The organism is Bradyrhizobium sp., assembly GCF_019244115.1.
GTDB lineage: Bacteria > Pseudomonadota > Alphaproteobacteria > Rhizobiales > Xanthobacteraceae > Bradyrhizobium.
In genome coordinates this window covers 1-26,966 of the sequence record NZ_JAFATE010000797.1, presented here as the reverse complement: position 1 = coordinate 26,966, position 26,966 = coordinate 1, and the positions used below count along the sequence as shown (strand labels likewise).

30 protein-coding genes, 2 tRNA genes and 1 pseudogene are annotated in these 26,966 nt (G+C 62.1%); 10 read left to right on the top strand and 23 right to left on the bottom strand.

What is annotated here, in order from left to right:
• From JOZ76_RS33885 to JOZ76_RS33835, 11 genes are all read right to left on the bottom strand, one after another.
• On the bottom strand, window positions 1-820 hold an 820-nt coding region (locus tag JOZ76_RS33885), incomplete at its 3' end, for a tyrosine-type recombinase/integrase (protein ID WP_291705735.1).
• A 204-nt stretch (window positions 821-1,024) separates the two neighbouring features.
• Window positions 1,025-1,100, bottom strand: a tRNA-Phe gene (locus JOZ76_RS33880).
• A 228-nt stretch (window positions 1,101-1,328) separates the two neighbouring features.
• A complete protein-coding gene (yacG, locus tag JOZ76_RS33875) occupies window positions 1,329-1,523 on the bottom strand; it encodes a DNA gyrase inhibitor YacG (RefSeq protein WP_291705734.1) in 195 nt (64 codons plus the stop codon).
• A gap of 179 nt (window positions 1,524-1,702) precedes the next feature.
• Entirely contained in the window at window positions 1,703-2,335 is a 633-nt protein-coding gene (locus JOZ76_RS33870) for a Maf-like protein (protein ID WP_291705733.1), read from the bottom strand.
• A 270-nt stretch (window positions 2,336-2,605) separates the two neighbouring features.
• Window positions 2,606-3,073 carry an arsenate-mycothiol transferase ArsC gene (locus JOZ76_RS33865; RefSeq protein ID WP_291705732.1) on the bottom strand — a complete coding sequence of 156 codons (468 nt, stop codon included), beginning with the start codon at window positions 3,071-3,073 and terminating at the stop codon, window positions 2,606-2,608.
• 120 nt (window positions 3,074-3,193) lie between these two features.
• The gene (locus tag JOZ76_RS33860; protein WP_291705731.1) at window positions 3,194-3,691 is read right to left on the bottom strand and encodes a UPF0262 family protein; all 498 of its coding nucleotides are present in this window, start codon (window positions 3,689-3,691) and stop codon (window positions 3,194-3,196) included.
• Between the two features lies 1 nt (window position 3,692).
• Complete coding sequence (gene hisD / locus JOZ76_RS33855; protein WP_291705730.1) at window positions 3,693-4,994, bottom strand: histidinol dehydrogenase; 1,302 nt, start codon at window positions 4,992-4,994, stop codon at window positions 3,693-3,695.
• Between the two features lie 287 nt (window positions 4,995-5,281).
• A complete protein-coding gene (locus tag JOZ76_RS33850; RefSeq protein WP_291705729.1) occupies window positions 5,282-5,674 on the bottom strand; it encodes a DUF2948 family protein in 393 nt (130 codons plus the stop codon).
• A gap of 99 nt (window positions 5,675-5,773) precedes the next feature.
• Window positions 5,774-6,277 carry a hypothetical protein gene (locus JOZ76_RS33845; protein ID WP_291705728.1) on the bottom strand — a complete coding sequence of 168 codons (504 nt, stop codon included), beginning with the start codon at window positions 6,275-6,277 and terminating at the stop codon, window positions 5,774-5,776.
• A 153-nt stretch (window positions 6,278-6,430) separates the two neighbouring features.
• Window positions 6,431-8,140, bottom strand: a complete 1,710-nt coding sequence (locus JOZ76_RS33840) for an FAD-dependent oxidoreductase (protein ID WP_291705727.1) — start codon at window positions 8,138-8,140, stop codon at window positions 6,431-6,433.
• A 169-nt stretch (window positions 8,141-8,309) separates the two neighbouring features.
• Complete coding sequence (locus JOZ76_RS33835) at window positions 8,310-8,510, bottom strand: hypothetical protein (RefSeq protein ID WP_291705726.1); 201 nt, start codon at window positions 8,508-8,510, stop codon at window positions 8,310-8,312.
• 293 nt (window positions 8,511-8,803) lie between these two features.
• Between JOZ76_RS33835 and JOZ76_RS33830 the strand changes: the two genes are divergently transcribed.
• Window positions 8,804-8,878 (top strand) — tRNA-Thr (locus JOZ76_RS33830).
• A gap of 98 nt (window positions 8,879-8,976) precedes the next feature.
• Here JOZ76_RS33830 and JOZ76_RS33825 read toward each other — a convergent pair.
• Window positions 8,977-9,468, bottom strand: a complete 492-nt coding sequence (locus tag JOZ76_RS33825) for an alpha/beta fold hydrolase (RefSeq protein ID WP_291705725.1) — start codon at window positions 9,466-9,468, stop codon at window positions 8,977-8,979.
• Between the two features lie 42 nt (window positions 9,469-9,510).
• Window positions 9,511-9,741: a DUF6894 family protein gene (locus JOZ76_RS33820; RefSeq protein ID WP_291705724.1), complete on the bottom strand. Its 231-nt coding sequence runs from the start codon at window positions 9,739-9,741 to the stop codon at window positions 9,511-9,513.
• Between the two features lie 205 nt (window positions 9,742-9,946).
• Here JOZ76_RS33820 and JOZ76_RS33815 point away from each other — a divergent pair, with 205 nt between their 5' ends.
• The gene (locus tag JOZ76_RS33815) at window positions 9,947-10,138 is read left to right on the top strand and encodes a hypothetical protein (RefSeq protein ID WP_291705723.1); all 192 of its coding nucleotides are present in this window, start codon (window positions 9,947-9,949) and stop codon (window positions 10,136-10,138) included.
• Here JOZ76_RS33815 and JOZ76_RS33810 read toward each other — a convergent pair.
• The gene (locus tag JOZ76_RS33810) at window positions 10,135-10,320 is read right to left on the bottom strand and encodes a DUF3606 domain-containing protein (protein WP_291705722.1); all 186 of its coding nucleotides are present in this window, start codon (window positions 10,318-10,320) and stop codon (window positions 10,135-10,137) included. The two genes, JOZ76_RS33815 and JOZ76_RS33810, sit on opposite strands and share 4 nt — an antisense overlap.
• Window positions 10,321-10,627: 307 nt before the next feature.
• Here JOZ76_RS33810 and JOZ76_RS33805 point away from each other — a divergent pair, with 307 nt between their 5' ends.
• Window positions 10,628-10,894 carry a hypothetical protein gene (locus JOZ76_RS33805; protein WP_291705721.1) on the top strand — a complete coding sequence of 89 codons (267 nt, stop codon included), beginning with the start codon at window positions 10,628-10,630 and terminating at the stop codon, window positions 10,892-10,894.
• Between the two features lie 254 nt (window positions 10,895-11,148).
• Window positions 11,149-11,388: a hypothetical protein gene (locus JOZ76_RS33800; RefSeq protein ID WP_291705720.1), complete on the top strand. Its 240-nt coding sequence runs from the start codon at window positions 11,149-11,151 to the stop codon at window positions 11,386-11,388.
• Between the two features lie 335 nt (window positions 11,389-11,723).
• On the opposite strand, the gene JOZ76_RS33795 is transcribed toward JOZ76_RS33800, so the two are convergent.
• The 7 genes from JOZ76_RS33795 to JOZ76_RS33765 form a co-directional block, all read right to left on the bottom strand.
• The gene (locus tag JOZ76_RS33795; protein ID WP_291705719.1) at window positions 11,724-11,906 is read right to left on the bottom strand and encodes a hypothetical protein; all 183 of its coding nucleotides are present in this window, start codon (window positions 11,904-11,906) and stop codon (window positions 11,724-11,726) included.
• A gap of 431 nt (window positions 11,907-12,337) precedes the next feature.
• Entirely contained in the window at window positions 12,338-12,700 is a 363-nt protein-coding gene (locus JOZ76_RS33790) for a hypothetical protein (RefSeq protein ID WP_291705718.1), read from the bottom strand.
• A 376-nt stretch (window positions 12,701-13,076) separates the two neighbouring features.
• On the bottom strand, window positions 13,077-13,544 hold the full coding sequence (locus JOZ76_RS33785; RefSeq protein WP_291705717.1) for a hypothetical protein: 468 nt from the start codon (window positions 13,542-13,544) through the stop codon (window positions 13,077-13,079).
• Window positions 13,545-13,556: 12 nt separating this feature from the next.
• Window positions 13,557-13,775 carry a hypothetical protein gene (locus JOZ76_RS33780; protein ID WP_291705716.1) on the bottom strand — a complete coding sequence of 73 codons (219 nt, stop codon included), beginning with the start codon at window positions 13,773-13,775 and terminating at the stop codon, window positions 13,557-13,559.
• Window positions 13,776-14,011: 236 nt separating this feature from the next.
• Window positions 14,012-15,517: a lipopolysaccharide biosynthesis protein gene (locus JOZ76_RS33775; protein WP_291705736.1), complete on the bottom strand. Its 1,506-nt coding sequence runs from the start codon at window positions 15,515-15,517 to the stop codon at window positions 14,012-14,014.
• A 126-nt stretch (window positions 15,518-15,643) separates the two neighbouring features.
• Window positions 15,644-16,474, bottom strand: coding sequence for an FkbM family methyltransferase (locus JOZ76_RS33770; RefSeq protein ID WP_291705715.1), 831 nt, complete (start codon window positions 16,472-16,474; stop codon window positions 15,644-15,646).
• Window positions 16,475-16,586: 112 nt separating this feature from the next.
• The gene (locus JOZ76_RS33765; RefSeq protein ID WP_291705714.1) at window positions 16,587-17,411 is read right to left on the bottom strand and encodes a TylF/MycF/NovP-related O-methyltransferase; all 825 of its coding nucleotides are present in this window, start codon (window positions 17,409-17,411) and stop codon (window positions 16,587-16,589) included.
• A 106-nt stretch (window positions 17,412-17,517) separates the two neighbouring features.
• Between JOZ76_RS33765 and JOZ76_RS33760 the strand changes: the two genes are divergently transcribed.
• The 6 genes from JOZ76_RS33760 to JOZ76_RS33735 all read left to right on the top strand — a co-directional run bounded on the left by JOZ76_RS33760 (window position 17,518) and on the right by JOZ76_RS33735 (window position 24,973).
• The gene (locus JOZ76_RS33760; protein ID WP_291705713.1) at window positions 17,518-18,615 is read left to right on the top strand and encodes a polysaccharide biosynthesis protein GumE; all 1,098 of its coding nucleotides are present in this window, start codon (window positions 17,518-17,520) and stop codon (window positions 18,613-18,615) included.
• Entirely contained in the window at window positions 18,521-20,662 is a 2,142-nt protein-coding gene (locus JOZ76_RS33755) for a GumK N-terminal domain-containing glycosyltransferase (RefSeq protein ID WP_441300149.1), read from the top strand. The genes JOZ76_RS33760 and JOZ76_RS33755 overlap by 95 nt, the downstream gene beginning before the upstream one ends.
• The gene (locus JOZ76_RS33750; protein ID WP_291705711.1) at window positions 20,649-21,008 is read left to right on the top strand and encodes a hypothetical protein; all 360 of its coding nucleotides are present in this window, start codon (window positions 20,649-20,651) and stop codon (window positions 21,006-21,008) included. The genes JOZ76_RS33755 and JOZ76_RS33750 overlap by 14 nt, the downstream gene beginning before the upstream one ends.
• A 186-nt stretch (window positions 21,009-21,194) precedes the next feature.
• Window positions 21,195-21,845 (top strand): hypothetical protein, encoded by a 651-nt coding sequence (locus tag JOZ76_RS33745; protein WP_291705710.1) that lies wholly within the window; start codon window positions 21,195-21,197, stop codon window positions 21,843-21,845.
• A 74-nt stretch (window positions 21,846-21,919) separates the two neighbouring features.
• Window positions 21,920-24,199, top strand: a complete 2,280-nt coding sequence (locus tag JOZ76_RS33740; protein WP_291705709.1) for a polysaccharide biosynthesis tyrosine autokinase — start codon at window positions 21,920-21,922, stop codon at window positions 24,197-24,199.
• A 6-nt stretch (window positions 24,200-24,205) separates the two neighbouring features.
• Window positions 24,206-24,973: a hypothetical protein gene (locus tag JOZ76_RS33735; protein WP_291705708.1), complete on the top strand. Its 768-nt coding sequence runs from the start codon at window positions 24,206-24,208 to the stop codon at window positions 24,971-24,973.
• 26 nt (window positions 24,974-24,999) lie between these two features.
• Here the strand turns inward: JOZ76_RS33735 and JOZ76_RS33730 are convergent, their stop codons facing one another.
• Both JOZ76_RS33730 and JOZ76_RS33725 read right to left on the bottom strand, forming a co-directional pair.
• Window positions 25,000-26,508, bottom strand: a complete 1,509-nt coding sequence (locus JOZ76_RS33730; protein WP_291705707.1) for an O-antigen ligase family protein — start codon at window positions 26,506-26,508, stop codon at window positions 25,000-25,002.
• 261 nt (window positions 26,509-26,769) lie between these two features.
• A pseudogene (locus JOZ76_RS33725) lies at window positions 26,770-26,966 on the bottom strand (hypothetical protein); the annotation flags it as partial.

Here is a 26,966-nt window from a genome sequence, read left to right as displayed (position 1 = left end):
TCTTCATTTTCTCGGCGGGGATCAACCATATGCGATTTTTCTCGTGAAACTCGGTCCACTCGGCCAGCCGTAACTCGCCGGGCCGCACCATGGTCAAAACGATCAGCTTGAGCGCGTAGCGCACCAGTCCACCGTTCTTGGCGTCATAGAGCTCAATCCGGCGCATCAGTTCGCCTACGTCGTCGGGATCGGTCAGCGCAGGGCGCGGATTGCCCTTGGGTGCCTTGGTGAGCGCATGCTTCAAGTCGCGGGTGGGGTCGCTGCTACAATACGAGGCGCCTACGCCGAATTGGAAGACTCGCGAAGCGGTCGAGCGTAGGCGCCCGACGGTGTAGTACCGTCCACGGGCCTGGGCACGCCGGAATGCGGTCAGCAATTCCGGCGGAGCGATCTCGCAAAGCGGTCGGTCACCGATCTCACGATTGAGCTGAGCGAGATTCCAGCGTTCCCGCTTGATCGTCGACTTGGCCTTGTTCTCCTTTTCGAGCTTTGCGGTCGCCCATTCTTCCCCGACTGCCCGGAAGGTATGCTTGAGCTTTTCGTCTTCCTGTCGCTTGGCCTCGCGCACTGCGACTGGATCTTGGCCCTGATCGAGCAGCTTTTCCGCGTCGTGGCGCTTTTCGCGCGCGGCCTTGAGTCCGACGCCGGGAAAGGTGCCAAGCGACATATTTTTGCGCTTGCCGCCGAAACGATAGCGGTAGAGCCACAGCTTGGTCCCGTTGGGTCGCACCACGACGCTGAGGCCCTGGCCGTCGGCAATCGCGTATTCCTTGTGGGCCGGCCTCGCATGGCGGATTTTCGTGTCGCTCAGTTCATCCACGGGAAAGCTCCCTTGCAATCGGGCGGCCAGCCAGTGTACCCGGCCGTTCCAGTGTACCCACAGTGTACCCGGAAACGCCGGATGCCCTCGAACGGTCGCGAACCGTACCGGGCGTCAATATACAGGGAAACGCCTGATTTTACGAGGGTTCTTGCCGATCGGCGAACGGGCGCGGAGGAAAGAGAACAGGGCTGGAAAGGCTCATGGTGCCCAGGGGCGGAATCGAACCACCGACACTGCGATTTTCAGTCGCATGCTCTACCAACTGAGCTACCTGGGCGTCTCGCGAACGGCCCAAGGGCCTGCCGAGCGGGCGGTTTATAGTGGCCTCGAACCGTCCTGTCCACCGTGCATCGCTGTTCGAGCTGCGCATGGCGCGGCCCCGGCTTCGGCCTTCAAAATGCGCACGGCACGGCCGCTTTTGGCCATTGCGGGCGATGCCGGGCATAGCCGGCCAGCACGCCTGGGCGCAGGGCCGACGCAACCATAAGCTATTGGAAAACCGGCCCTATTCCGGGTCCTCGACGTCGTCATCGCGGCCCGGGATGACATAGGAACCGGTCAGCCAGCGATTGAGGTCGACGTCCCGGCAGCGCGGCGAGCAGAAGGGCCGCGTCTCCTCGGATGGCGGGCGGCCGCAGATCGGGCAGCGGCCGCGCGGCTGCAAGGGATTGGCGGCCTGTTTGTCGGGTGCATCAGGCATCGGGCCAACGAGTCATGAACCAAGCCTTGCGGATAACGCGCAAGGGCTGACGATGGTAGCAACAAGCGCCGCCCCCGGCCCGCCACCCGCGGCCGCCCTGGCCAAGGAACCGCGCACGAAGGCACCGGGCACCAAGGCACCGCGCGCCACGTCGCTCGCCTGGGGAGGGCACACGCGCGTCACGCCGCCGCGACGGCGTTGAGCCAGCCGAAGCGGATCGGAAAGCCCTCGCCCGACAAAAGCGTCAGCGTCTCGTAGAGCGGCAGGCCCACGACGTTGGGATAGGAGCCGACCATCTTGACGACGAAGGAGCCGGCGATGCCCTGTACGGCATAGCCGCCCGCCTTGCCGCGCCATTCGCCGGAGCCGATATAGGCCTGGATGTCGTCCTCGGACAGGCGCTTGAAGCGTACGCGCGTCTCGACCAGGCGCTGGCGAAATGCCTCGCGCGGCGTCACCAGCGTGATCGCGGTGTAGACCCGGTGGTTGCGGCCCGACAGCAGGCGGAGGCATTGCGCGGCCTCGTCGACCAGATTGGCTTTTGGCAGGATGCGGCGGCCGACCGCCACCACGGTGTCGGCGGCGATGATGAAGGCGCCGCGCAACTCGTCGTCGAGCTGCACCGATTTGAGGGCCGCATCCGCCTTGGCCCGCGCCAGGCGGTTGGCGCAGGCCCGCGGCAGCTCGCCGCGCCGTGGCGTCTCGTCGACGTCGGCCGGTCGCAGCGCGTCGGGCTCGATGCCGGCCTGGTTGAGCAGCGCCAGGCGCCGCGGCGAGCCGGAGGCAAGAACGAGTTTGGGACGGCCGAGCATCTCTGATGATTTGCTGATTTATGACGATTCGAACGGGGGGTCGCGCGCGCGCGGAACCTATCGGATGGGCCGGGCTTCGACAACCCGGGAACATGTGACGTCTTTGCGAAAGGGAAACCTTCTCCTTGGGACCTCCGCTGCTGGAGGCCTCCCAGCCGCCTCGCAGCCTCTGGGCTGCTCGGCACCTCGTCCATGAGGGGGTCGATAAGGGGGAGGATGCCGCGAGTTCGCGGAACGATGGAAATCAACGCTGCGATCTCGTCCCGCCTCCTATTCGCTTGCCGCGGCGGTTTTCGCAAACCGCCGGCGGATGCGCGACATCAGCGTGTCGCAGACCTCGCGATAGGCCTCCAGCTTCTGTTCCCGATTACCGTCGGTGCCGGTCGGATCGTGGGTCGGCCAATATTCGACGTCGGCGGCAAGCGTCCGCGTCAAATCGAGCGCCTTGTGATGCGCCTCCGGCGACAGCGTGATGATGAGATCGAAATTCAGACCCTCCCAGTCGTCGAGCTCCTCGAACGTCGTGGGCTTGTGGGTCGAGATGTCCTGCCCGAGCTCCGACATGACCGCGACGGCGAACGGATCGAGCTCAGCCTTCTTGACGCCGGCCGAGCGCACATAAAGCGTATTGGGAAACATGGCCTGCAACAGGCCGGCGGCCATCGGCGAACGCACGCTGTTCTGGCCGCAGGCGAACAGCACCGACTGCGGGTCGCGCGCGCGTGGGGGCGCGGCCATGGGGTCACTCCAGGCTGCGCATGATCTGATCCGAAAACCGGTTCCCACTTTTCGGGATCATGCGCGTTCTCTGAGGCATGGCCTGCTCGGAAAACCGCTTCGCACTTTTCCGGGCCATGCCTAGCCCTTCCAATGCAGGACGGTGATCAGCGTAAAAAGCCGGCGCGCGGTCTCGAAATCGACCCGCACCTTGCCTTTCAGCCGTTCCTGCAGCGTGCGCGAGCCCTCGTCATGGATGCCGCGGCGGCCCATGTCGATAGCCTCGATCTTGTCCGGCGTCGCGGTGCGGATCGCCTGATAGTAGCTGTCGCAGATCATGAAATAGTCCTTCACGATCCGCCGGAACGGCGTCAGCGACAACAGATGCGCCACGACAGGGGTGCCGTCCTCGCGGCGGATGTCGAACATCAACCGGTTGCCGGTGATGCCGATATGCAGCGTGAAGGGACCGTCCTGCGCGGCGCCTTCGGGCGCGAACAGGTTCTGCTCGATCAGGTCGTAGATCGCGATCGCACGCTCGTGCTCGATGTCGGGCCCGGAGCGGCCGATCGACTCCTCGTCCAGCGTCACCGCGACGACGCGATTTTTGGAATCGTCTGATGGCGCAGCGCTGGTCATGTCAGATTCTTGGCAGATTGAGGCGCATTGCGACCGAGCGCGAATGGGCTTCCAGTCCCTCGGCGCGGCCGAGCGTGATCGCCGCCGGCCCCAGCGCGCGCAGTTGCTCGGGGCCGCATTTCAAAAGCGAGGTCCGCTTCATGAAGTCGAGCACGGAAAGTCCCGAGGAGAACCGCGCCGAGCGCGCGGTCGGCAGCACGTGGTTGGAGCCGCCGACATAATCGCCGATCGCCTCCGGCGTGTGGGCGCCGAGAAAGATCGCACCGGCATTGCGGATCTTTGCGGCAAAGCCGTCGGGATCCGCGGTCATGACCTCGAGATGCTCGGCGGCGAGCGCGTCCGCGAGCGGGACCGCCTGGTCGATATGTCCGACCAGGATGATCGCGCCAAAATCCTCCCAGGAAGCGGCCGCGATTTTTTCCCGCGGCAGGGTCGCAAGCTGGGATTGCACGGCGTGCGCGACCTCGTCAGCGAGATCCGGCGAATCCGTGATCAGGATCGACTGCGCGCTCGCGTCATGCTCGGCCTGCGCCAGCAGGTCGGCGGCGATCCAGGAGGCGTTGCCGGTAGCGTCGGCGACCACCAGCACCTCGGAGGGGCCCGCGATCATATCGATGCCGACCTTGCCGAACACCAGCCGCTTCGCCGCGGCGACATAGGCGTTGCCAGGGCCGACGATCTTGGCCACCGGTGCGATGGTCGCGGTGCCATAGGCCAGCGCGGCCACCGCCTGTGCGCCGCCGACGCGATAGATTTCGCTGACGCCGCCGAGCTGCGCCGCCGCCAGCACCTTGGGATTGAGCCGGCCGTCGGGCGCCGGCACCACCATGACGAGACGCCCGACGCCGGCGACCTTGGCCGGCACCGCGTTCATCAGCACCGAGGACGGATACGCCGCGGTGCCGCCGGGCACATAGAGGCCGGCGGATTCGATCGCGCTCCAGCGCCAGCCGAGCTCGACGCCCGCGGCGTCGGTGAAGCGCTCATCCTTCGGCAGCTGCCTCAAGTGAAAGGTCTCGATGCGGTCGCGGGCGAATCTCAGCGCGTCCAGGGTCGCGCTGTCGCACGCCTTCACCGCCGCATCGATCTCGGACGGCGCGACGCGTAGCGTCGCGGCCGTCAGATCAAGTCGGTCGAATTTGGTGGTCGCCGCGATCAGCGCGGCGTCGCCGCGGGCCGCCACGTCCTCGACGATGGCGCGCGCTTGCGCCTCGACATCGGCCGAGATCTCGCGTTTGGTGGTCAAAAATGTTGCGAACCGCTCGTCGAAATCGGCGCTGTTGCGGTCCAGTCGAATGGGCATGGAATGGGTCCGGAAGGCCAGGGCAGGATTACTGCAATGGCGCGGCGGGCTGGCGCCGTCAACCCTCCGAGAACGTCGTCCCGGACCAGCGAGCCCGGCGCGCAGCCGCGGCGAGTGCCGATCCGGGACCAATAACCACAGGACACAGTTTGGGGCAGAGTGGCTGCTACCGAGCGTTACGACAAAGGCCTGTGGTTATGGGTGTGCGCAGTTGCGTACAAGGCGGGGACGACAGGGCAGCGCAAGCTACATTACCCGCGCTAAACTACCGGTGCGCCGTAATCGCCTCACAGATCGGTCAGCTCGCATTCCAGGCACTCGACGTCGAGCCGCAGCGCCGCGCCGCCGGAAAACAGCAGCAGCGCGCTGCCGCCAGGGGCGGTGTCCGCGCTGAACTCGATCCCGACCAGCTCCAGCAGGGTCTGTGGCGCGGCGAGGTCGATATTGCGCGACTTCAAGGACAGCACCCGGTCGAAGCGCAACGCCGCAGCGAGCCGGCGCGGCGCGGTTTCGCCGGCCAGCGTCTGTTCCCAATCCAGCCGGCTCATGCCGATGACGAGGCGCTTGTCGCCCTGCCGCCAGATGATGTCGCAGATCCGCACGCGGGCGTCCTGGACATGGGTCGAGATGACCGCCAGATCGTCCTCGTCGAGCGCGATCAGCTTCAGTTGGGGTGCCACGTCCGGTACCAGAGAGCTCATGATCCGAGAATACGCCAGAGGTCCGATCGAGAAGACGCGACAGGCCGGGTAACGTTCCCGGAACTGGCGCGCAAGGCCTCATACCGCAGCGGCTCTCGGCCAGAATCGCCGCCAGGCCACAAAGATCAGGGCGGCGAAGACCACGAGCACCACCCCCTGGACCGCGGAAAACACCGGTCCGGTCGGCGGATTGCCCGGTGCGATCGCGCTCAGCGCCGAGATTTTCAGGAAACCCTGAATCACCAGAACGAACACGTTGAGGTAGAGCGAGAGCAGCGCAGTGACCACATAGATCCAGCGCCAGGAGCCGGCAAGTTTCTGGCCGTAAAGCGCGACGCAGGCGAGCGCCAGCAGCAGCAGCGAGATGATGCCGATCACATGCGAGGGCATGAGCTGCGCGACCGGAAACAGGAAGCCGGTGGCGCTGGTGAGGATCGTGAACAGCAGGAAGATTGCGGTGAAGGACGGCAGCTTCTGGCCGCCGAGCATACCGATCATCACGAGGATGCCGCTGACAATCGCGATCAGGCTGATGACTACGTGAACCAGCGTGAACGTGGCCAAGCTCATTCCCAGAACCATGGCACTCTCCTGCCTCTCGCGCAGAGATAATATGGCAGGGTCGAGCAAAATGCTACCGCCGCCTGCTCAACGTCATGCAATGCAGGCCCCGAGAAAATCCGCGCCCCCGCTCCCTACCCGCCCTAAGGCAGCATGGTGAAGGAAGCGCACCGATCACAGTGCGGGCTTGGCCGCATCGCCGAGAAAACCGTGCAGCGCGGCCACGACCTGCGCGCCCTCGCCGATCGCGCCGCCGACCCGCTTGACCGAGCCGGAGCGAACGTCGCCGACCGCGAAAACGCCGGGCACGGAGGTCTCCAGCGACTGCACAGGGCGCCCCAGATTGAGCTCCGATTGCGCGCCGGTCACCACGAAGCCGGCGCGATCCAGCGTGACGCCGCAGCCATCGAGCCAGCCGGTCGCAGGATCTGCGCCGACGAACAGGAACAGGTTGCGGATGTCGGCGCTCTCGGTCTCGCCCGACAGCCGGCTCTTCCAGGTGATGCGTTCCAGCGAGCCGTCCGGCATGCCGTCGAGCGCGACGACCTCGGTGTTGAACATCAGCTCGATGTTGGGGGTGGCCTCGATGCGCTCGATCAGATAGCGCGACATGCTGGCGCCGAGCCCGCCGCCGCGGATGATCATCCGGACCTTGCGCGCATGGCCAGACAGGAACACCGCGGCCTGACCTGCGGAATTGCCGGCGCCGACGAGGGCGACCTCCTGCTGGGCGCAGAGCCGCGCCTCGATCGGAGAGGCCCAGTACCACACGCCGCGGCCGTCGAAGCGCGCCAAATTCTCGATCTCCGGGCGCCGGTAGCGCGCCCCGCTCGCCACCACGACCGCGCGGGAGCGCAACGGTTCGCCGCACTCCAGCGCGAGGGTAAAGGTGCCGTCGCGCCGCGCGCAATCGAGCGATCTGGCGGCCATCGGAATCATGATGTCGGCGCCGAATTTTTGCGCCTGGGTGAAGGCGCGGCCGGCCAGCGCCTGGCCGGAAATGCCGGTGGGAAAGCCGAGATAGTTCTCGATGCGGGCGCTGGCTCCGGCCTGGCCGCCGAAGGCGCGCTGATCCAGCACAGCGACGGAGAGCCCCTCCGAGGCGGCATAGACCGCGGTCGCGAGCCCGGCCGGGCCGCAGCCGACGATCGCGACGTCATAGATCTTGTTGCCGCGCTGGCCGATCATGCCGAGCGCATGCGCGAGCTCATTCTCACTCGGATTGCGCAGCACCGTCCCGTCGGCAATCACCACCAGCGGCCAATCCGCCGGCGACGGCGAATAGCGGGCGATCAGCTCGGCCGCGTCGTGGTCGCGCTCCGGATCGAGCAGATGATTGGGCAGGCCGTTGCGGGTGAGGAAGTTTTGCAAGGCAGCGACGGAGGTCGAATTCGACCGCCCGATCAGCACCGGTCCGCCGACCCCGCCCTGGATCAGATTGACCCGACGCAGGATCAAGGCGCGCATGATGCGCTCACCGAGATCCGCCTCGGCCACCAGCAGCGCCCGCAACTGGTCCGGCGGGATCAGTAGCGTCTCGACGTCGTCGTCGGCGTGACCGTCGACCAGCGCCATGCGTCCCGAGAGCTGGCCGACTTCGGCCAGGAATTGGCCCGGCCCCTGGTCGATGACCGGGGTGACATGGCCGAGACCGTCACGCTGGGTGATGGCCACGTGGCCCGACAAGATCACGAACATGCCGGGGCCGGGCTTGCCGGTCTCGAACAGCCGCTCGCCATGTCTGTAGCGCCTGATCTCCCCGAACCGGCGCATCCGCGCGATTTCCTGCTCGCTCAGGGCCGGAAATGTCTGCTCGTGCCGCGGAAAGGCGATCGCGGCGCGCCCCCCATCGGTTGCCTGTTCCGACGCACCCTCTTCCGCCATGACAAAAACCTCTTGACCGCACCCAGGGCCTATTCCGCTCCGATTCAATCGGAATGGAGGCTCTGATTATTGTTTTGACGCGTTTTCTTCGCGCGAACCGGTACCCATCCCGGATCAACACCGGGACAGGCTTTCGCTGGACGACACTACAGCCCGTGCGGCGATACCGCTAGCTGTCGCGCTTGCCAAGCTCGCCATGTGGGCAGGCTTCGTGGTCGTTTCCGGGCGCCGCGGACGCTTTATTGCGCTCGCGCGTCTGGAATTTCCGCCGCTTGAGATTTTCGCGCAGTGCAAGCTTCAGCCGTTCCTGCCGCGTGCCCTTGGAAGGCCCCGCGCCTTGCCGCCGTTCGCCGTCCGTCTTGTCCGCCATCTTCAACCGTCACTCTGGTCTTGACGCGTTTTCTTCACGCGAACCGGTGCCCATCACGGCTTCAAGGCGGGGACAGGCTTTCGCTCGAAAACGCATTTATCCGTGCCACATTGCAGCATATTGTCGCCGCGGGCGGGCCGTGCAAAGCGCCGGGCGCCCCTGGGAACCGCGGGACCGGTGATCCGGACGATTGGGCTACCTGCCTGCTTGCGCCAGAGGGGGGCTTGTGGCAAGAACCGGCCGCCTGCGGGTCGCCGTCTCGGCCGATTCTTGCCGATCCAATCGCCGGGCATGCTGCCGTAGCTCAGTGGTAGAGCACTCCCTTGGTAAGGGAGAGGTCGACAGTTCAATCCTGTCCGGCAGCACCAGTGATGCCTTTGGTTGATTTTGTTGGAAATTCGGTCCTTCAAAGCCACCTCACGGCATGCGCGAATCATACAGCAGCGGCAGAGACACGAAGCACGTGTCAAGCTCGAGCTGTCCACTCGCGAACAGTCAGGATGGCGTCGGCAAAGTCATGCGGGGCTTCCCATGGCAGATTGTGGCCGCAGTCGACAGCGCGATGCTCGTGACGAGCAATGAACATCGGGGCATGGTTCGCAGTGCCGCCGGGCTTGAGCGGGTCCTGCGTGCCATCCAACGTGATCGTGGGAGTGCCGATCTTGGGTTTCGCCGCCAAGCGGTGTTGCAGCGACGCGAGGACTGGGTCACTGAAGCGGTCCCGAAGTAAAAGCGATAGCAGTGGATGACCACGTCGACGAAATCCGGAAGGCAGAAGCGTTCTCTCGAAGGTGGTATCGTCGAACTTCCAGCCAGGCGACCACTGCTCCCAGAGCATGCGACACGGACCGCGACGATGCAGCGCCAGACACTTGTGTCCTCGCTCCAACTGAAACAAATGCTGATACCACTGCACACACTCCAGTACCTGAGCAAAGCCATGTCCAAGGCGTTTCACGTTGGCGGACTGCGAACAAACCGCCGCCCGGCACGGTCGCCTTCACGTCGGCCTCTCTGCGTGAACATGAATGACGTAGAGCGGGTTCGCGAACTCGTCTGTCACTTCCAAGCGCCACTCCGTGCCGGGCCGCAACCTACCGTCCATGCCCTGGATCATCTGGCCCGCGGTCACAGTTGCCTCCTTCCAGGCCGCATGCATGTCAGGAAGCTCCTCACCTTCGAGGTCGAGCTGGGTTCGATTGTGATAGATGTTGAAAAAGTATCTCGGCATGACGAGACCCGATCCGGTGGCGTCGAACACTCGCGCAACGCATTCGTAGCTGTCGCGGTTCCGGGCGCACTGGAAATCATAAGACTTCAGGTTGCCGTTCGCAGTCGACAGCACAACAAGTTGCGTTACTGGACTGGCGTGCCGTCAGCCGCCTTTGCTTTGACGTTGTGGATGGACTAGTTTCGAGCCGAAGGGGGACGTTCGCATGCAAGACATGAAGGCGCACTTGGAAAAACTTCTCACGGACGCGGAGGAGTGCGCGCTCGTCAGCAAGTTGGCTACCGACAAGGTCAAGCAGGAGCTTTTTGCAAGGCTCGCACAGCACCTGAAGACGCTCGCATCCGAAGTCGAGCGCGCTATCGCAAAAATCGAAGTGGATAACGCCCCGCCCAGTTAGCGTTCCAGGCGCCGCTCGACCTTGCTGCGGCTGTTGCCGACCTTCTTGACCGCCTTCTTAACTGCAGATCGCGAGCGGGCCATCTTCTTGGCCTCGTAGCCCACCTCATGGCCCTGCCCGCCGGCAACCCGCACTCGGTCCTGCTTGCGACCCCGGCGTGTCTGCTTCTTCGCTTTTGCCATGGCATTCTCCTTTTCCGAAGCAACGCGGCCTGGAACGCGGGGTTCCGCAATATGAAGCGCCCGTATTTGCGCGGAACGTGCTTTCACAGCACCGGGAACACGTGGACAAACGGCGCCCTCTCAGCTCGAATCTCATCATGTGGCAGCAGCCGAGAACCGGTCCGACCGAGGCGCGGAACTGCGACCTCCCAGGCGAGTTACAGAACCGCCGAGAGGATTGAAGGATGGGCGGCATCTGCGCAGTAGCACGCGGACCGCTGTTCATCGTGCTGTCCTCTATTCGGCAGGACTCAATAGAGAGGCGACAATGAAAACATCCCTTCTTCTGGCTGGCGCGCTCGTTATCGGATGCGCCGCCCCAGCATTCGCTGATGAGTACTACGTCGTGCAAGGACCCAGCCGTCACTGCACGATTACCACGACGCGCCCGGCGGACAAGGAAGTCGTGACGCAGATCGGTCCGATGGCCTTCACGAGCCGCGTGGAAGCTGAAGACCGCATCAAGCAGACCAAGGTCTGCGAGGAAGGCACGGTTGGCAGCACCAGCAGCACGACCGTAATCAAAGAGAAGTAATCGACGCCTGTCGAATCTCGGCAAAGTCGAGCAAGGTCGCGCCCATGCCTGTCGGCGCGACCTTTTTTGCCGTCCATGGTTCCTTGAGAAAAATGTAAGTTATGATGTCCTAAATCGAAGAGCGTCGAAAACAGTTTTGAACCAAGGCAACCCGGCTTCGTTTTCCATTATCACCGGCTGAGGCGTCTGGCCCGTAGGCGCCGGTGGCTGAGAGACCGATCGCGCTCCCGCCTGCACAAAAAGGGAGCGCGGCCATGCCGGAAAGCGTCCGCCACATTCAGCGCGTCCGCGATGAGGCTTCAGCAATCGCGAAGCAGAACGCGTATGTGCGCGAGCTGATAGCGAAATCCTCCGAGATTCTTAAGAAATCACTTCCTGACCTGTTCCTCGGCCGCAAGACCCAAGAGCCTTTCCCCACCGAAGACTACGCCGAGCCGGCGTACCATTCCCTAACACCCAGCGAGATTGAAACGGCCGGGCTTAGACCGGAATGAACCTCCTTAGACAGCCTTGCCTGCCTGCAAATGACGTCCGCGAGCGCCCGTTGCTTCATGATGGCGATGCGCAGCAGCTCGGCCTCGCGGAGAGCCGCATCGGCGCGCGCTAACAATGGATCATGCGATGACCCGTGCATTGCGGCCCAACGCTGTTTCGGGATAGTCGTTCCAAGAGGCCACCCATTCGGCGGGCCGCTTCGTAATGCTACGTCTTGGCCCAACGCCACCAAACATGATGTCCACGAGGCGAAGCACTACCTCCGTTCGCAGTGAAGACGACCCCGGAAGTGATCTGCTCGTTGTGAGGAAAGGCCGGTAAATCCGCGGTCATATCAGGCTGACCAACGGTCCTGCTCCTCGTCGTAGGCGTGGTGGTTGAGGCGGTCCGCAATATTTTCCGCGAGCTTCTCCGAGTCCGCGTCCGCAATTTTCTTGCCTTTGCTGGTTTTCAGCTTGTCGTCCTCAGCTTTGACCGGGAAATCATCGGGATTGAGCGTCTTGCTGTCCTTTTTCATTTTGAAGCCTCGCAAAAAAAGCTGCTAGACGTCTCCGACAACGGTGACCACGCGCATATGGTTGCGGCGGAACAGGTCGCGCTGAAAATTTCATGCGATCTGGACGGCCTCAGTACCTAGCGGCCAGTCTCGGTGCCGTGTCCACCGAAGCTGCATGATTACCGCTCGCGTATCGCCTGGAGCGCCCTGGGTCGTAGCAACGCGCGGGCCTATCCAAAAAGCTCCGTCCGCATCTGAATTGAGATTGCTGTCGGTTAACTGTGCTCTGCGTATCAATTGATATGAAGCGCCTCAACGCCCCTTGTTACGATGTCAAAACATCCAGGCAACAAAGCTGCGCGCCCATGCGAAACCAAGTCAACGTCTATCCCCGGCTCGACATGCAAGCCGTTGAGAAGTCTTTGATCAGATACCGCCAGTCGGTGGAGATCCTAAATCAGTCGAAGCCCGATACGTTTTTGGGACGCCGCACTTTCGAGCCATTTCCCAAAGAGCAGCACTCGGGCGGCTGAGCCGATTGACGCTGGCTTCGCCTGGTCGACGTCTTTACGTCTTTGCGGCTTCGCGGGCTTGTTGCCCTCGATTGGCAGCGGCATCTCCGTCTGAAACCGCGGTCCGGCCTTGCGTCTGTCAATGGGAACGAACGGCCGTCGGCTCACGACCGTTCCGCCGTTGCACGCTTTACTGTTAGTTCCCACAATGCGCCTGATCTCCTCGACCTCCGCCTGTGGCTTCCATGCCGTTGCCTTCTTCGCGTCGCGTTCCTCCGCGATTGGGCGATTGCCTTTTCGCATCGCACGCGCTCCCTCGCCCTCGCGGCTTGCTCCCTGAGACATCCGTATTTTCGTGGGGTCCGTATCGCGACGCGTGCGACCCAGAAGAGTTCGGTCGGGCGCACGGGTGCCAACGAGGAGAGATACCAATTGAGCGGATATAGCAAAAAGCAGCCGGAACATCGCCCGCCCCCTCGTCATTGACTGCAATGGAACGCGTTTTCCTCATCATCCTTTGCACGGGTGTCGTTCTGCTGGTGACTGCGCTTGCGTTGACAACGCCAGCACTGAAATCGGATGGTCCGGCAGAGAAGGCCATTTTGCTGCGCGAAGGACGGTGAGCGCATCGAGTCATCCAGGCGCGAGCCGAGTGCAAGCCGAGCGGGCTCGTCGCCCGTCAGTCGCCGCGGAGCGAAAGGCTGATACGCGTGACAATGTCGTCCCAATCGCGTTCCTCGCTCACCGGATAATTGATGAGCACGCAATGAACCAACCGTTGCGAGAAGTTGCAACGGTCGTACCAGACTCTGTTGCCTTTGTTGCTCGATACGGCAAAAAAGCGCGGCGCTATTCTCTTGTATTGGATGTGCGGCGGCGGATGTCTTTTTGCGAGGAAACCGGCGGGGGAATCGTTGCCACTGTTGGGCACCGACTGGATCGTCAGGTGTGCTCTGCCGTCGGCAGTCTCGAACCGCTGTCCATGGCCATCCGGCTGGCCTGCCCGCTTCGTGAAGATTGAGGAGGGCATATCGACCGAGGTGCCGGTCTCCGGGATCGAATAGGTCGTCCAGCGTGCCGGTTGCGCCGCGACGAACAGGGGCGACGCGGCAAATGCGCCAAGCAAAGCACCAGCCCAGAACCTCATTGGCTGCTCCTTTCAACGCCGCGGCGTGATCTGAAGCTCAAGCAACGCTATCCTCTGCAGCACGCCGACGTCCCGTTCGCCGGATTTCGCGCTGCGAAGAATCGATTCGGCCAGCAACGCGACGTGGGAGGAGGCGACCGGTTCCGGCAAAGTTGCAACAGCCTGCGCGAGAGCCGTTGTCATGGCCTCGATCGCTTCAGGCGAGAACGCTGCGTTGGAAAAATCCTTCATTCTTTAGAAGCGATTGTCGGGCTAACAGGCTCACCTCTGCGGACGTCCGCTTAAGCGAAACGCGCCGCTCCATCCGGAGTTCCGGGATAGGCGTGAGTTCGATCAAATTGCTGGCCGTCCGAACCAGGACGGAGCTACTGCTTACCGGCGCAATCCATTGTGCGTCGAAGCGCGCGTAGTGCGTCGGCCACTTAGCCGCCCAACCCTGATCCGTCGGCATCTGCGGTGCAGTGACACTATTGCGTTTGCTGTTCCAGTGCGGCAGTTGCGCTTCGATCGGCCAATTGCAACAGAGTGCCAAGACCGAAAACGACCGTCTTTCTCCCGAGCACCATCATGACCGAGAAATAGACGGCTGCTCCGAAAGCAGCCAGACAGATCGTTCGCAGGGAAACCGTCAGGAATTGGAGACGAGAATCAAAGAAGGTAACGGTACCGAACATCAGAAGCGAAGAAGCCACCGAAGGCAGTATTGCGGCGAGCCACTGACGTATCGGAACGTCGATCAGGCGTGTCACGAGAGTGGCTGAAACAGGCAGCGTTACAATGTAGGGAAGAATGAACGGCAACGCCACATTCTCAACTCCGAAGTGGCTGAGAATGAGAAACATTGACGCAGCCATCGCCACATAGGCGAGCAGGTTGTAAAAAGTCCACATTTGCTTTGCTTTGAGCGCAAAGATCGTGTCTCCAAAGATTTGCAGCGAGGCGAAAAAACCGCCCAGCGTGAATGTCGCGAAAATGGGGGCCGTGACTACCCACTTCGCGCCGAACGCCATGGAGATTATTTCGTCAGCGAGACTTGATGAGCCAACGAAGATAGGCGCGCAAACGAATGAAATCAACGAAACCATCCGTAGTGCCGCCTGCCGAAGCCGTTGTTGGTCGTCTTGAACTTCGGCCAAGGCCGGAAATGCAACACCATTTATCGGTGTCGCCGCGATCGACTGAAGAGCCAGTCTGAGGCGCTTCGCAAGTGCATAGAGTCCAACCAGCGTCGGGCCAAAATAGTAGGCCACAAGCAAGGTGTCGCAGTTTTGGCTGATCACCGCCAACACGCAGCCTGGGAGGGCGCCGCGCATGAAGCGCAGGATACTGCTCGTCGCTTGGATTGAAACTCGAAAGGAAGGAATCCAAGCGGATATTCTCCATAGCAGAGCAAGCGATATGGCGCTGGTTGCGATCTGCTGAACGACCAGAGAAGTCAATCCATATCCAAGGATAGCCAATAGGATTCCGACGAGACCGCCGACGGCCGTTCCTATGATACTGCGAATAGCCAAGGTGCGAAATCGAAAGGAGCGAGCCAATCGCATTTCATGAGTGCGCGCCAATCCCATAAATAGAACAATGACACTCATGGCCCGCATCACGCTTTCCAGATGCGGTGCCTGCATCATTTGCTCGACCGTGCCGGCAGATAGCAGCATGACGAGCGCTCCGGCAGCGGAAAACGCAAGCGAGAGCCAAAAACAGCTGTCATACTCGATGTCCGTCGCGTCCTTCTCCCTGAGCACGGCAAAGGCGACCGTATCAATCACGACGGACTTGAATGAAAATATTGCGACGTAGGTTATGCTAATGAGACCAAAGTCGCTGGGAGCGAAAAAGCGCGCCATGATCGCGAATACGAGCAGCGAGATGACCTGCGTGAGTCCTGTTTCCAAAGCAAGCCATATCGCGCCTGAAGCCGCGCGGCGCGCTAGCTTAGGCTGCCGAGCAGCGGGTTGGTCGGAGCGCATCACCAGCAGTTACTGCTATCGTCTCGTATTCCATTGTCGGCAGATGCGAGCGGCTCGATCGTTCACGACAGGGGCGTGATCCACCTGATCACCGGGGGGCGCCGTGCGTAGAAAACTCCTCCACCCTCATGAAGTCGTTGCCTTTGGTACCGCGATCAAGAAAAAACGCTGCTCAGGAGCCGCGCTCAAATCGTTTAATGGAACAAATTCCGAAATGTCATCATGCGAAAAGAATAGATCAAAGCCTTGGCTAAAGAAGGCAGTAACATCCGAGTTGGATCTTCCATAGCGACCTAGTTGGGTATTTCCGTGTACCTCGACGTACCAAACGCACCTGGATCTCAGTGTGATCGGGGCGCCTTCGAGGGCGTGAGCTTCGTAGCCTTCGATGTCCAGCATCACGATATCCGGGCTACCGTATTCTGCCGCTAGAGAATCGATGCTGACAGAGCGGACCTGCTGAGCAGCAGGGCCAAGTTTGGTTGGTTCAACCATTCCGTTGTGCGCTCGAGAAAAGTATAGTTGACCGTCCGCGGAGCCGACGACCGCGTGCAGGAGAGTCATGTTCTTGAGCCGGTTCAGCTCAATGTTGCGCTTCCCAACAATATAATTGGCGTAGTTGCCTTCGACTGCGACGATCGACCCGTCAGTGCCCACGTCGCGTGCCAACATCATGCCAACGACCGCCTGGTGAGCTCCCAAGACGAATGCGCGCGCTCCCTTGCTCAATCGAAGTGCGTCGAAAAAGTCGAACGAGCTTGGTCGAACCATGTCGCGGTCATACCACTCCTTCCCGACGCGATCGGCTATGACGACGGACAGCTCCTGTCTCCCAAAAAGATGGGTGGCCGTATACTCTCTGAACAGAGCTCTTTCGCCTTGCAAGCGCAAGAAGCGCGCGACGTTGTATAGGCCCGGCGCTCCCTGCCGCAGGAATGCTTTGGCTGCTTGGATCATCTAAATTCCTCCCTTCTCACGGGCGACCGGTGCGGGCCGATCTGATGAAGCGATATTTTGCATGTCTGTATCGCGCCACACATCAGCTGCTCCGCCGATAGTGCAGAAGCGCTCAGCCTTTCCGTAAAATGCCCATCCCGTATTTGTAAGTCGGCGACTTCCCCAGTTCGGCCAAGTATCGCTCGTAACCGATCTTGGCCCTGTACCAGCCTTTGTCGTCGCAATCGTCGATGAGAATGATGCCGCCGTCGCCTAATCTTGGATGCAGGCGTTTGAGGCCGAGGTAAATGGGCTCGGTGAGATCGACATCGAGCAGACACGCGGAAATCCGGGCTGGAAGGGCGCTATCGGGCAGGGACGTTATGTCGCCCTGGTGGATTTCGACATTCTTGCCTCCGTGTCTGTCCAAAACCCATCGCGTCAGCCTTGGCGAGTTCGAAGAAAAGTCGTCCCGGGCGCCTGAGAAGATGCCCTTCGCGGCATCGAGAGCCCAATGTCTATCTGTAAAGCCGGAGAACGTATCGTACACCCGGTATTGTCGATCGTCGCCGAGGTTTCTCATCATCCTTGCAGAGACGGCGGCCGTGCCACCTAGATAGCATCCGACTTCGACGACATCTCCCCCGACGCTCATCGTCTCGATCAATGTCTGCTGCCAGAGCATCAATCGCTCCGGAGCGAGCATGATTGGAGGAAAACGATATATAAGCGGCTTGAGGGCCGCTTTCGCCAATAATTTGAGACCAACCATTTTGATAAAAAACCATTGCAACCAGAACTGGAACTTACCCGGAAATGGGCTATGATGCCAAGAGCCTCGATCATTGCCGAGGTGCCCAAAGATAGGGCTGACGTGGCGGGGGGCCATGCTGTCGAACGCGGTCTTGATTGTCGCGGTGACGTTCAATGCCGCGTTGGCACTCATCAATGCCCACATTGTCGCGCTCGAGCGCACCTATGTCGTTCTGACCGAAGTTGCGGTCTATGGGGCCGCGGCGGCCATCATCTTCTTTCGCGTCGACCGAAGAATGATGCCGTGGTTCTTGCTGGCGCTGGCTACCGTGCTGCTCGGCTTCCTGCTTGGCCTCGGAAACGGTGCTTTTAATCCGAAATTTCCGAGAGACGTCCTGGTCATTCCGGTTTTCGTGATGTTGGGAATGGCTCAGGGGCGTTCGAGCCTGGTCAGGCCTGTCCTGATCCTGCAGACGATCGTATTTCTGACCGCGGCGCTCGAGGCCGTCCGCCCCGACCTTTATGCGGAGACTTTTCAGGTCCTGAAATATTACGTTAGTACCCGGGATTATTCGCAGAACCAGTTCTGGAACAGCGAATCGACCCTGTTCATCAGCGCGACGCGCCCCGGGGAGAGGTTCTTCGGGTTCATCGAAATGCACCGGCTGTCCTCGATCTTTCTGGAGCCGGTCTCGCTGGGCAACTATTGCGTGGTCGTCGCGATCCTCCTGATTTCGCTTTGGAAGGATTTTGGGTTCTGGACTCGCGCCTATCTGATCGCCACTACTTTGCTGCTGCTGGTCGGCTGCGATGGCCGGCTCGCGGGCGCCTCGATCCTGATCATCATGGCTGTCGTCCCTCTCTTTAGGTGGCTTCCCAGCCGCTGGTCGGCTTTCGATCTGCCGCTGGTGCTGCTGGCGTCCGCAGTTTACGTCGCCATCGTTCAGCCGGCCGTCGGTTCAGATAATTTCGGCGGCCGGGTGGCTGGGAGCCTCGATCTGCTGTCGCAAATCGATGTAGCCGGCTTCTTCGGGCTCGACGCGCGTTTGTCCGATATCGCGGCGGACAGCGGTATTTCCTATTTCGTTCTGACCCAGTCCGTCGTCGGCCTCGCCGCGGTCTGGCTTTGCATTTGTCTGGTGCCGAATGGTCGTGACGGCAGGTCGCGCCTTTTTGTGCATTCGATCGCACTTTTCATTCCGCTCAGCCTGATGGTCAGCTACTCGTTTTTCTCCATCAAGGTTGCTGCGCTGATGTGGTTTTGCTACGGCCGTATCTGTTGCACTGAGAGCGTCGACGAAGCAACCATAGGTCGTGAGACAATTAGCCGGGCGACGGCGCGTCCATGGGGGACGCGGTCGTTCACCAGATATTCTTTCAGGAATTTTCAGCACCTTGCCAGAGAATAGCAAGAGAATCGTCATCATCTCGGCGGTCCATGATTTCCGCATGCTCCGGCGCGGAAGCATCCAGGCTTTGGCCTCGGCGCTGGCGCGCATGGGCCACGACGTCACGTTCTTTTCGCTGCGCTTCAGTCTGCTGAGCCTGATCAAGCGCGACTCGCGGAGCTTTCTCTGGCGCAAGGCCAACAGAGCCGAAACGGTCGATGGCGTGCGGTGCTATCTCTGGTTTACCCTGATCCATCCGTTCCAGTCGCAGTCCGGTTTTCTTGAATTTCTGTTCAGGCCCTATTACGCGCTGCACAAGCGGCTGAAAGACGCCTTCCTGGACAACTCCCTCTGCGCCGCCGACTACATCATCATCGAGTCTGGACAGGGCATTCTCTTTGCCAATCGGGCGCGCCGGCTGAATCCTGGAGCGAAAATCATCTACCGGGCGTCGGACAAACTCAGCACCATCGGTGCCGCCGCGGTCCTGCAGGCGGAGCTCGAGAAGAGTGCCGATGCGTTCGATTGGTTCTGCCTGCTGTCGGCCGAAATGGCCGATGACTTTGCGTGGGTCAGGGAGCGCAGCTTCTTCGTGCCGCTCGGAATGGATCCCGACGATTTCCTGAGCGCCGGGCCAAATCCCTACGTCGCGCCGATCAATGCGGTGTCGGTCGGGTCGATGCTGTTTGACGAAGAGTTCTTCCAGGTCGCGGGGAAGCTGTTTCCCGACATCCAGTTTCATGTGATCGGAAGCGGAGCGACATTCGATGCGCCTGCGAACGTGAAATTGTATGATGAAATGGCGTTCAAGGCGACGCTCCCCTACATCGCGTTCGCGTCGGTCGGCATTGCGCCGTACCGGGCGGCCAAGGGAGCGGACTATCTTGCAACGTCGAGCCTGAAGCTCAAGCAATATGAACATTTCGGCATTCCGGCCGTCTGTCCGTCCTTTGCGGTTGGCCGGTCGCCTAACCGGAGCGGCTATGAGCCCGGCAACGCAACGAGCATTGAGCAGGCGATCCGCGCCGCCATCTCCAGTCGCTTCGTTCCAGTTCCGCCGCCATTGACCTGGCGGGACCTTGCGCAACGCCTGCTTGATCCTCGACTGTTCGCAGACTGCGATCTCGGCGCTGCGCTGTTGTCTCGCGCCGCCGACGCAGGCCCGCAGTTTCCGCCGGCATCGGCGGTCACCGTGTCCCTGGTGGTCTGCACGGTCGGAGATCGAAGACCGCAATTAAGCAGGCTGCTGCAGTCGTTGAAGCTGCAGGAGTTCAGGTCATTCGAGATCATCATTGTCGATCAGAATGCACCGGGCTATCTCGACGAAGTCCTTGACGACAGCGGGGCCGGTCTTCCATTGAAACATTTGAAGTCGGCGCGCGGCCTCTCGGTCGCCCGGAACGTCGGGCTGGTTCACGCGACGGGCTCGGTCGTTGCGTTTCCTGACGACGACTGCTGGTACCTTTCCGAAACGCTGAAGAAGGCAGCCGCGTTCTTCGAAACCAATCCCGCAGTCGATGTTCTTCTCGGCCGAACGATCGATGCATCCGGCCTGCCGTCGCTCAGCCCGTTGCGAAGGGAAAGCGGATCGGTCAGCAAGGATAACGTGTGGACATCCGGCAATTCGAATACGCTGTTCGTTCGCAGAAGCGCGATTGGCAATGAAATACGTTTCGATGAAGACATCGGCGTCGGCGCGGCAAGCAGGTTCCAGTCGGGTGAGGAGACCGACTTCGTGTTGACCTTGATCGCGGGCGGCGCGCGCGCGATCTACATGAGCGACCTCAAGGTATTTCACGATCAGGTCGAGAATGTCGGCGCGCGACAGCGGCTGAAGCGATCCTGGAGATATGCTCACGGGTTTGGCTATGTGCTGAAGAAGCACGAGTTCGGCGCCGGATATCTCGCATATCGGGTCACCCGATCGTTTTTGAGCGCGATCTGGGCTGCGATGCGGCTGCAGCCCGTGAATGCGCTTTCAAGGGTCTTGTGGGGTGCTGGCACGGTGGTCGGATATGCAATGGCGGATAAGGTTGAAGCTGGATATGCGGCCTATGCGGCGCCTTGACCTGGCGATGGCTCTCTTGCTTGCGTCGTCGTCCTCTCCCGCCTTCGCCCAGGGCCTGGACATCGCCGGGAGCGACGCTTCCTCCCGCAAGCACCGCGATTTCGCGGGAAAGCCGTGCCTTCAGACCGAGGGCATCGCCCGGCCGCTCGCCTCGAATCCGAGGATCCTCAATCACGCGGTCAGTCTCGACAACCATTGCAACGATGCCATCAAGGTCAGGGTCTGTTACTACCGGAGCGATGACTGCACCGACGTCAGCGTCCCCGGCCACGCGCGCAAGGAACAGGTCATTGGCGTGTTTCCGGCCATGCAGCTGTTCAGGTACGAAGTGAAAGAGCAGTTCTGACTGGGACGCTTGAGGGGCGGTTCGGCCTATCGCCCGGCAGCGGCGCCAAGGCTGGCCGCGCCCTGCATCCAAAACGGATGCTGCTGCACAATAAATGGTCGACCATGGCTTTCCGTTCGTGTTACGGTTGCGTGTTGGTATTTCGTCTATTGCCTGCAAGACCTGTCCTGGGGGAAGGTTTTTTCGATGCTTTTGCGATTTTTCCAGCTGGCGCTGGCGGCCGTGCTTTGTGCTGCATGCCTCGGCGTTTTCACGGTCCGCGATGCCAGCGCGGTCACCGCTGATGGCCAATCGCGATCCGATGTGATTGCCAAGCTGCGGGCCAATCCGGCCCAGATCTTCCTCGATGCCGATGGCAACACCCTGACTGTGGCCGCGCTGATATCAGCCGTCCGGGATCTCGTGATCGCGGACAAGGCAGCCCTCACGCCGATCATCGCGGCCCTCAACCTTGCATCCGCCGGGGAAAAATCCGCCATCGGCACCGCCCTCGGACAGGCGGCGCAGGCGCTGCTCAAGACCGATGCGCCGTTTGCCGCCGAGATCCAGCAAGCGCTCGCCGAAAGCTCCGATTCGGTCGCGATCCTGGCGTTCGCCGGCGTGACCGGCAACGCGCCGATCGGGGCAACCGGCGCCGCCGCAGGTGGCGTCGGCGGTGCCGCTGGCAGCGCGGGTGCTGGCGGGGCTGGCGGCGGAGGTGGCGGGGGCGGCGGCACGGGTAGCGGCAGTGGCGGAGGTGGACCGAACCGGGCCGGGCTGTTCTCCTCTGGTCTCACCACACCGACCACCACCAACTCCACGACCGTGACCAATGCGTTGACCAGTGTCAGTCCGTGAACGCACAGCACCAACCGGGGCCGGCGACGCGTTCGGTCCCGCCTCGCCTCCATCGATGACGCGAGCGAGCCGCAATGCTGCAACGTAATCCGGAGCCCTTTGCGAGAACCGACGTCGCGCCGTCCACGGCGATGTCGCCTGCCGACGTGATTGCGTCCTTCGCGAGGCTGTCCCGCCGTCGGGCCGGCATCATCGTCCTGATCTTTGCGTGCTGCGTGGTTTGCGGCGCGGTCTATCTCTACGTCGCGCCGCCAAAATATCTCGCGCATGCCTCGCTGATCATCGACACGCGAAAGACCCAGCTGTTCCAGCAGCAGCAGGTTCTGGCGGACACCCCGGTCGACTCCGCCACCGTCGACAGCCAGATCGAAGTGCTGAAGTCGGAGACCATTGCCGCCGCCGTCGTCAAGGAGCTGCATCTGACGACCGATCCGGAATTCGTCGGGTCCAAGCCCGGCCTGTTCGGAACGATCATCTCCTTTCTGTTTCCATCTGCGCCGGCATCCGAAACCGATCTGGAGCAGCGGGCGCAGGAGACCTTTCACGCCGGCCTGTTTCCCCGGCGGGTCGGCACCACCTATGTCATCGAGATCGGCTTCCTGTCGCGCAGCCCGGAGCGCGCCGCCGTGGTCGCGAACGCGACCGCGGAGGCCTACATCCTCGATCAGCTCGAGGCCAAGTACGAGGCGACGCGCCGCGCCGGCATCTGGCTGCAGGAGCGCATTCACGAGCTGCAGCAACAGGCCGCGACCGCGGAGCGCGCCGTGCTGGATTTCAAGAAGGCCAACAACATCGTCGATACCGGCGGCCGCCTGATCAACGAACAGCAGCTTGCCGAGCTGAACAGCCAGATCGTGCTGGCCCGGGCGGCCACCGCCGAAGCCCGCGCGCGATTGAACCGCATCAGCGAGATCACCAGGAACGACATTGCCGAGCTCGACAGCGTCATCAAGGCGCCCGATCCCGCGGTTGCGGACGCGCTGCGCAGCGACGTCATCAACAAGCTGCGCAGCGAATATCTGGAAGCTGCCAACAAGGAGGCGGTCTACTCGGCGCGACTGGGCAAGGACCACCTCGTGGTGATCAATCTGCGCAACCAGATGTTCGAGATCCGCAAGTCGATATTCGACGAGCTGAAGCGGATCGAGGAGACCTTCAAGAGCGACTATCAGATCGCAATCGCGCGCGAGCAGAGCATTCAGCAGAGCCTCGCCGAGGCCGTGGCGCAGAATCAGGTCGCCAACCAGGCCCAGATTGCGCTCAAGGATCTCGACAGCAAGGCGCAGACGTTCCGCGCGATCCACGACAATTTCGTGCAGCGCTACATGGAGGCGATCCAGCAGCAGTCGTTTCCATACACGGAAGCGCGCGTAATCTCCAGCGCCGTGCGCCCGACCAAGAAGAGCCTGCCCAACTCCGTTCTGGTGATGACATTGGCCGCGGCGAGCGGCCTCCTGCTGGCGTTCGGCGTCGCCATCCTGATCGACCTGTCGGAAGGTGGTTTCCGCACCAGCGAGCAGGTAGAAGGAGAGCTTGGAACAACTTGTCTGGCAATCGTGCCGGTGTTCAAGGCAGATGCCCGGCCGTTCCGCGCCATCGAGGCCCGACCGGATGCCGCGAACCTGCGCCAGCTGGAACGAACCGGCGTGCTGTTCGGTGTGGTCGGAACGCCTTTCTCGCGCTTCGCGGAAGCGTTCCGGACCATCAAGGTGAGCATCGACCTGATAGCTCTTGCCAAGCCGTCAAAAGTCATCGGGATCACCTCGACCAATCCGGGCGAGGGCAAGTCGACGGTTGCCGCCAATCTCGCGCGCCTGATCGCCCATGCCGGAGGAAGCGCAATTCTCCTGGACTGCGATCTTCGCAATCCGTCACTGACGCGCTCGCTCGCCCCTCACGCCGAGTGGGGGCTGTTGGATGTGATCTCCGGGAAGCGGCAGCTCGCCGACGTGATCTGGAGCGATCCGGCGACCTCGCTGTCATTCGTGCCGATGGTCGCCAAGATGCGACTTTCGCATACCAATGAAATCCTCGCATCGGCCGCGATGCGGAAGCTGATCGAGGAGCTCCGCAAGACTTATCAATATGTTCTCGTCGACCTGCCGCCGCTGACACCGGTGGTGGACGTTCGCTCGACCAGCCAGATCGTCGATACCTATCTCTTCGTGATCGAATGGGGACGAACCGCCATCGACGCGGCGAAGCGCGCTTTGTCGTCGGCACCGCTGGTCTCCGACAGCCTTCTCGGCATCGTCCTCAACAAGGCGAATCTCGACCTCGTGCGAAACTACTCCTATAGCGGAGGCTATCGCTACAGCGATCGCGACCTCAAGAATTACGGCTTTGAGGACTAGGCGGTCGTGGCCGGCAAGACGACGCGCGGCTCTGTCTTGGTGGCGCGGATCGCGACGACGTCTTTCGCGCTGGCAACGCTGTTCTGGGCCTGGCAGGCCGCCCCGACGCTCTGGTCGCAGCCGTCGATGGCGCAGATGGCGCGAAAGATCGTCGGCGGCGAGCGGTACCGGCGAGACTTTCTCGCGGAGTTCGCGGAGGCGACCGCGCGAAGCCTCCGGCGGGACCGCTGCGCGCCCGTCGCTCGACGAACCCTGGCCGTCACCCGGTTGCGCCTGGCCGAAGAGGCCATCGCGGCTGGCGATGAGACCGGCATCACGCGGACACAGTCCGATCTCGATGTGGCGCTGCTGGATGCGCTCGATTGCGCGCCGACCGATCCCCTGTTGTGGCTCGCTCGGTTCTGGCTACAGAACAACACGAGGGGGTTGCAGCAAGACAATTTCAAGGCGCTCAGGCTGTCATATCGATTCGGCCCCAACGAGGGCTGGCTGGCGTTGCGGCGCAGCCGCTTCGCGCTGGCGGTCTATCCTGCGCTGCCCGACGATCTGAAGCAGCAGGCGATCGACGAGTTCGTCCAGCTGGTCAAATCCGACTTCATTACCGATGCCGCCGACATCGTTGCCGGGCCTGGCCGACCGATCAGCGAGCTGCTGCTGTCCCGCCTCGAGGGCATCGACATCGTGAAGCTCAAATTTCTCGCCCGGCTGCTGGACGGCAGGGATTTTGAGGCCAGGGTCCCGGGCGTCGAGGTCACACGCCCTCGACCCTGGTAGAGGCGCCGGCATTGCTGCGTTGATGGTCAGACCTGGCACGATTCCACGGGAGCCTGGCCAGACATCGGGCCGGGCGCGCCTGATCGCGCGGTTCGGAACGATTGTGCGAGGCCGGCGCCGACCAGCGCAAAGACGGTGATGGCGACGCCGGGGATTTGCAGCGAGAAGTCGATCAGCGAGTGCAGGATGGCGAGCGCGGCCGCGGCGAGCGCCGCGATCACCACGATGTGCTCCCTGTTGCGGCTCCAAAGGCCGAAGGCGAGGATCGCAAAGGCACCGATCCAGCCGGTGACGACGACGCCTGCCAGCGGCAGGCCCATCTCGGTGGCGATTTCCAGCGGCGTGCTATGGGCGCGATCCCAGGTGCCCCAGGACGTTCCACCATTGCTGCGATAGGCAGGAAAGACCCAGGCAAACGTCCCGCCTCCTGTGCCGAGCCAGGGGTGATCGCCGATGATGGCGAGCGTCGAGCGATAGGTCGGCAGGCGTCCTCCACCGGCAACGCCTTCGCTGTCGAAACGTCCGAGCACGCCGGCACCGAGCACCTGCATCAGGATGACCACGGCGCAGGCCGTCGACAGCACGAGGCGGGCGCGCTTGCGGCCGAATTGCGCGACTTTCAACGCGAACAGGCCGAGCGCCATGATGGCGGCCAGCAGCGCGAGCACGACGCCGGCACGTGAGCCCGTCAGGAACATCGCGATCAGGCAGATGAACAATGCCGCAAACTCGATCAGGGCCTCTGGTCGGAGATGACGAAGCGGCTGAACCAGCGCCGGCCAGGTCAGCGCGCTGCCGGACGGCAGCTGCCGTCGGAAGCGGTCCGCAAGCAGCAACAGCCAGAGGATGGCACATGAACCGAAATAGATCGCGGCGCTATTGCGGTTGATAAATGTCGAGGTCAGCACCGTCGCATAGGCTTCCTTCTTCATCCAGAGCACGTGGGTCGGATCGATCAGGAACGCGATGATGCCGTAGACGGCATAGGCCGCTCCCGACCAGGCCACGACATGGACCAGGCGATGCGCATGAGCGCGGTCGACGCTAACGATGAAGCTGACGAGCAGGCTCAGGACGGCGGCCAGTGGCGGTCCAAGAGATAGCAGCGGCTGGTCGCGGACCAGCGCAAGCGGGGGATGGAGCTGTGCGCCGAGTGCCTCTTCCGCCGCCCGCCAGGCCGGATCAGCTGTCGATGCTGAAAAAAATCGATGCGCGGATAGCTGTTCGTGCAGAACAACGAGATAGGCGCAGATGACGATCGCAACACCGCCGAGCAGGACCAGATGCCGGCGATCCAGCGCGCGCAGCGACGCTAGTCCCAGCGCTACCGCAAGCGTGATGCACCAGGCCACGATCGGAACGGGACCGACCGATCCGTAGGGCAGCGGAGCCAGCGCAACGACCGTGAGAAGAAGCAGCGCCGGCACTCTGTTGGAGATGGCCGCGCTGTTGGATGTCGTCGTAACGGGAAGCCGAGCGGCCTCGAACTCAGGACCGGCATTGCTTGACGGCCGCCCGGCATCGCGTGGCGGCAACCGGTAGGCTCGCGTTGCGGGAGAATGATCTCGGTTCAATGTTTCCTGCCCGGGCCGGGGCGAAACCCGAGGCAAATGTATCGAATCAGATGTCGCAAGCAAGCATGGTTGCACTCGAGTGCAGCACGCAGATCTTCCGCCAGCCGCTCGAGGAGCGTCTGCTCGTGCCTCGATTGGCGGAGCAGGCCAGCACGGCCGCAGGCTCTGCCTTCGCCATCACCAGTTTGCCGAAGCTCAGACATTGTCGCTCCGAAGGGGCACTCAATTGGGGCGTTGGGGCAGAAAGCGTTTCAACGTGGCAAGTTGCGGAGGCTCGGGTCCTCCGGGAAATGGCCGCGGTTCGGCCAGATACATGTAGCTATCGGGCCATAACGGTCCGTTCGCCCAATAGGTCAGGCCGATATAACCTCCGGTATCGGAGACGGCGGCCGCGGCCTGCCAAGCCTCGAGCAGCGCGG

What these genes read in the sequence shown, in the direction of transcription:
- JOZ76_RS33770 (WP_291705715.1), bottom strand. Translation starts at nt 16,474, where the DNA reads ATGATCCAAGCAGCCAAAGCATTCCTGCGGCAGGGAGCGCCGGGCCTA.
- JOZ76_RS33775 (WP_291705736.1), bottom strand. Translation starts at nt 15,517, where the DNA reads ATGCGCTCCGACCAACCCGCTGCTCGGCAGCCTAAGCTAGCGCGCCGC.
- yacG (WP_291705734.1), bottom strand. Translation starts at nt 1,523, where the DNA reads ATGCCTGATGCACCCGACAAACAGGCCGCCAATCCCTTGCAGCCGCGC.
- JOZ76_RS33745 (WP_291705710.1), top strand. Translation starts at nt 21,195, where the DNA reads ATGCTTTTGCGATTTTTCCAGCTGGCGCTGGCGGCCGTGCTTTGTGCT.
- JOZ76_RS33815 (WP_291705723.1), top strand. Translation starts at nt 9,947, where the DNA reads ATGCAAGACATGAAGGCGCACTTGGAAAAACTTCTCACGGACGCGGAG.
- JOZ76_RS33810 (WP_291705722.1), bottom strand. Translation starts at nt 10,320, where the DNA reads ATGGCAAAAGCGAAGAAGCAGACACGCCGGGGTCGCAAGCAGGACCGA.
- JOZ76_RS33790 (WP_291705718.1), bottom strand. Translation starts at nt 12,700, where the DNA reads ATGCGAAAAGGCAATCGCCCAATCGCGGAGGAACGCGACGCGAAGAAG.
- JOZ76_RS33780 (WP_291705716.1), bottom strand. Translation starts at nt 13,775, where the DNA reads ATGAAGGATTTTTCCAACGCAGCGTTCTCGCCTGAAGCGATCGAGGCC.
- JOZ76_RS33805 (WP_291705721.1), top strand. Translation starts at nt 10,628, where the DNA reads ATGAAAACATCCCTTCTTCTGGCTGGCGCGCTCGTTATCGGATGCGCC.
- JOZ76_RS33860 (WP_291705731.1), bottom strand. Translation starts at nt 3,691, where the DNA reads ATGACCAGCGCTGCGCCATCAGACGATTCCAAAAATCGCGTCGTCGCG.
- JOZ76_RS33800 (WP_291705720.1), top strand. Translation starts at nt 11,149, where the DNA reads ATGCCGGAAAGCGTCCGCCACATTCAGCGCGTCCGCGATGAGGCTTCA.
- JOZ76_RS33870 (WP_291705733.1), bottom strand. Translation starts at nt 2,335, where the DNA reads ATGCTCGGCCGTCCCAAACTCGTTCTTGCCTCCGGCTCGCCGCGGCGC.
- JOZ76_RS33820 (WP_291705724.1), bottom strand. Translation starts at nt 9,741, where the DNA reads ATGCCGAGATACTTTTTCAACATCTATCACAATCGAACCCAGCTCGAC.
- hisD (WP_291705730.1), bottom strand. Translation starts at nt 4,994, where the DNA reads ATGCCCATTCGACTGGACCGCAACAGCGCCGATTTCGACGAGCGGTTC.
- JOZ76_RS33750 (WP_291705711.1), top strand. Translation starts at nt 20,649, where the DNA reads ATGCGGCGCCTTGACCTGGCGATGGCTCTCTTGCTTGCGTCGTCGTCC.
- JOZ76_RS33865 (WP_291705732.1), bottom strand. Translation starts at nt 3,073, where the DNA reads ATGGCCGCGCCCCCACGCGCGCGCGACCCGCAGTCGGTGCTGTTCGCC.
- JOZ76_RS33765 (WP_291705714.1), bottom strand. Translation starts at nt 17,411, where the DNA reads ATGTGGGCATTGATGAGTGCCAACGCGGCATTGAACGTCACCGCGACA.
- JOZ76_RS33840 (WP_291705727.1), bottom strand. Translation starts at nt 8,140, where the DNA reads ATGGCGGAAGAGGGTGCGTCGGAACAGGCAACCGATGGGGGGCGCGCC.
- JOZ76_RS33785 (WP_291705717.1), bottom strand. Translation starts at nt 13,544, where the DNA reads ATGAGGTTCTGGGCTGGTGCTTTGCTTGGCGCATTTGCCGCGTCGCCC.
- JOZ76_RS33835 (WP_291705726.1), bottom strand. Translation starts at nt 8,510, where the DNA reads ATGGCGGACAAGACGGACGGCGAACGGCGGCAAGGCGCGGGGCCTTCC.
- JOZ76_RS33845 (WP_291705728.1), bottom strand. Translation starts at nt 6,277, where the DNA reads ATGGTTCTGGGAATGAGCTTGGCCACGTTCACGCTGGTTCACGTAGTC.
- JOZ76_RS33795 (WP_291705719.1), bottom strand. Translation starts at nt 11,906, where the DNA reads ATGAAAAAGGACAGCAAGACGCTCAATCCCGATGATTTCCCGGTCAAA.
- JOZ76_RS33740 (WP_291705709.1), top strand. Translation starts at nt 21,920, where the DNA reads ATGCTGCAACGTAATCCGGAGCCCTTTGCGAGAACCGACGTCGCGCCG.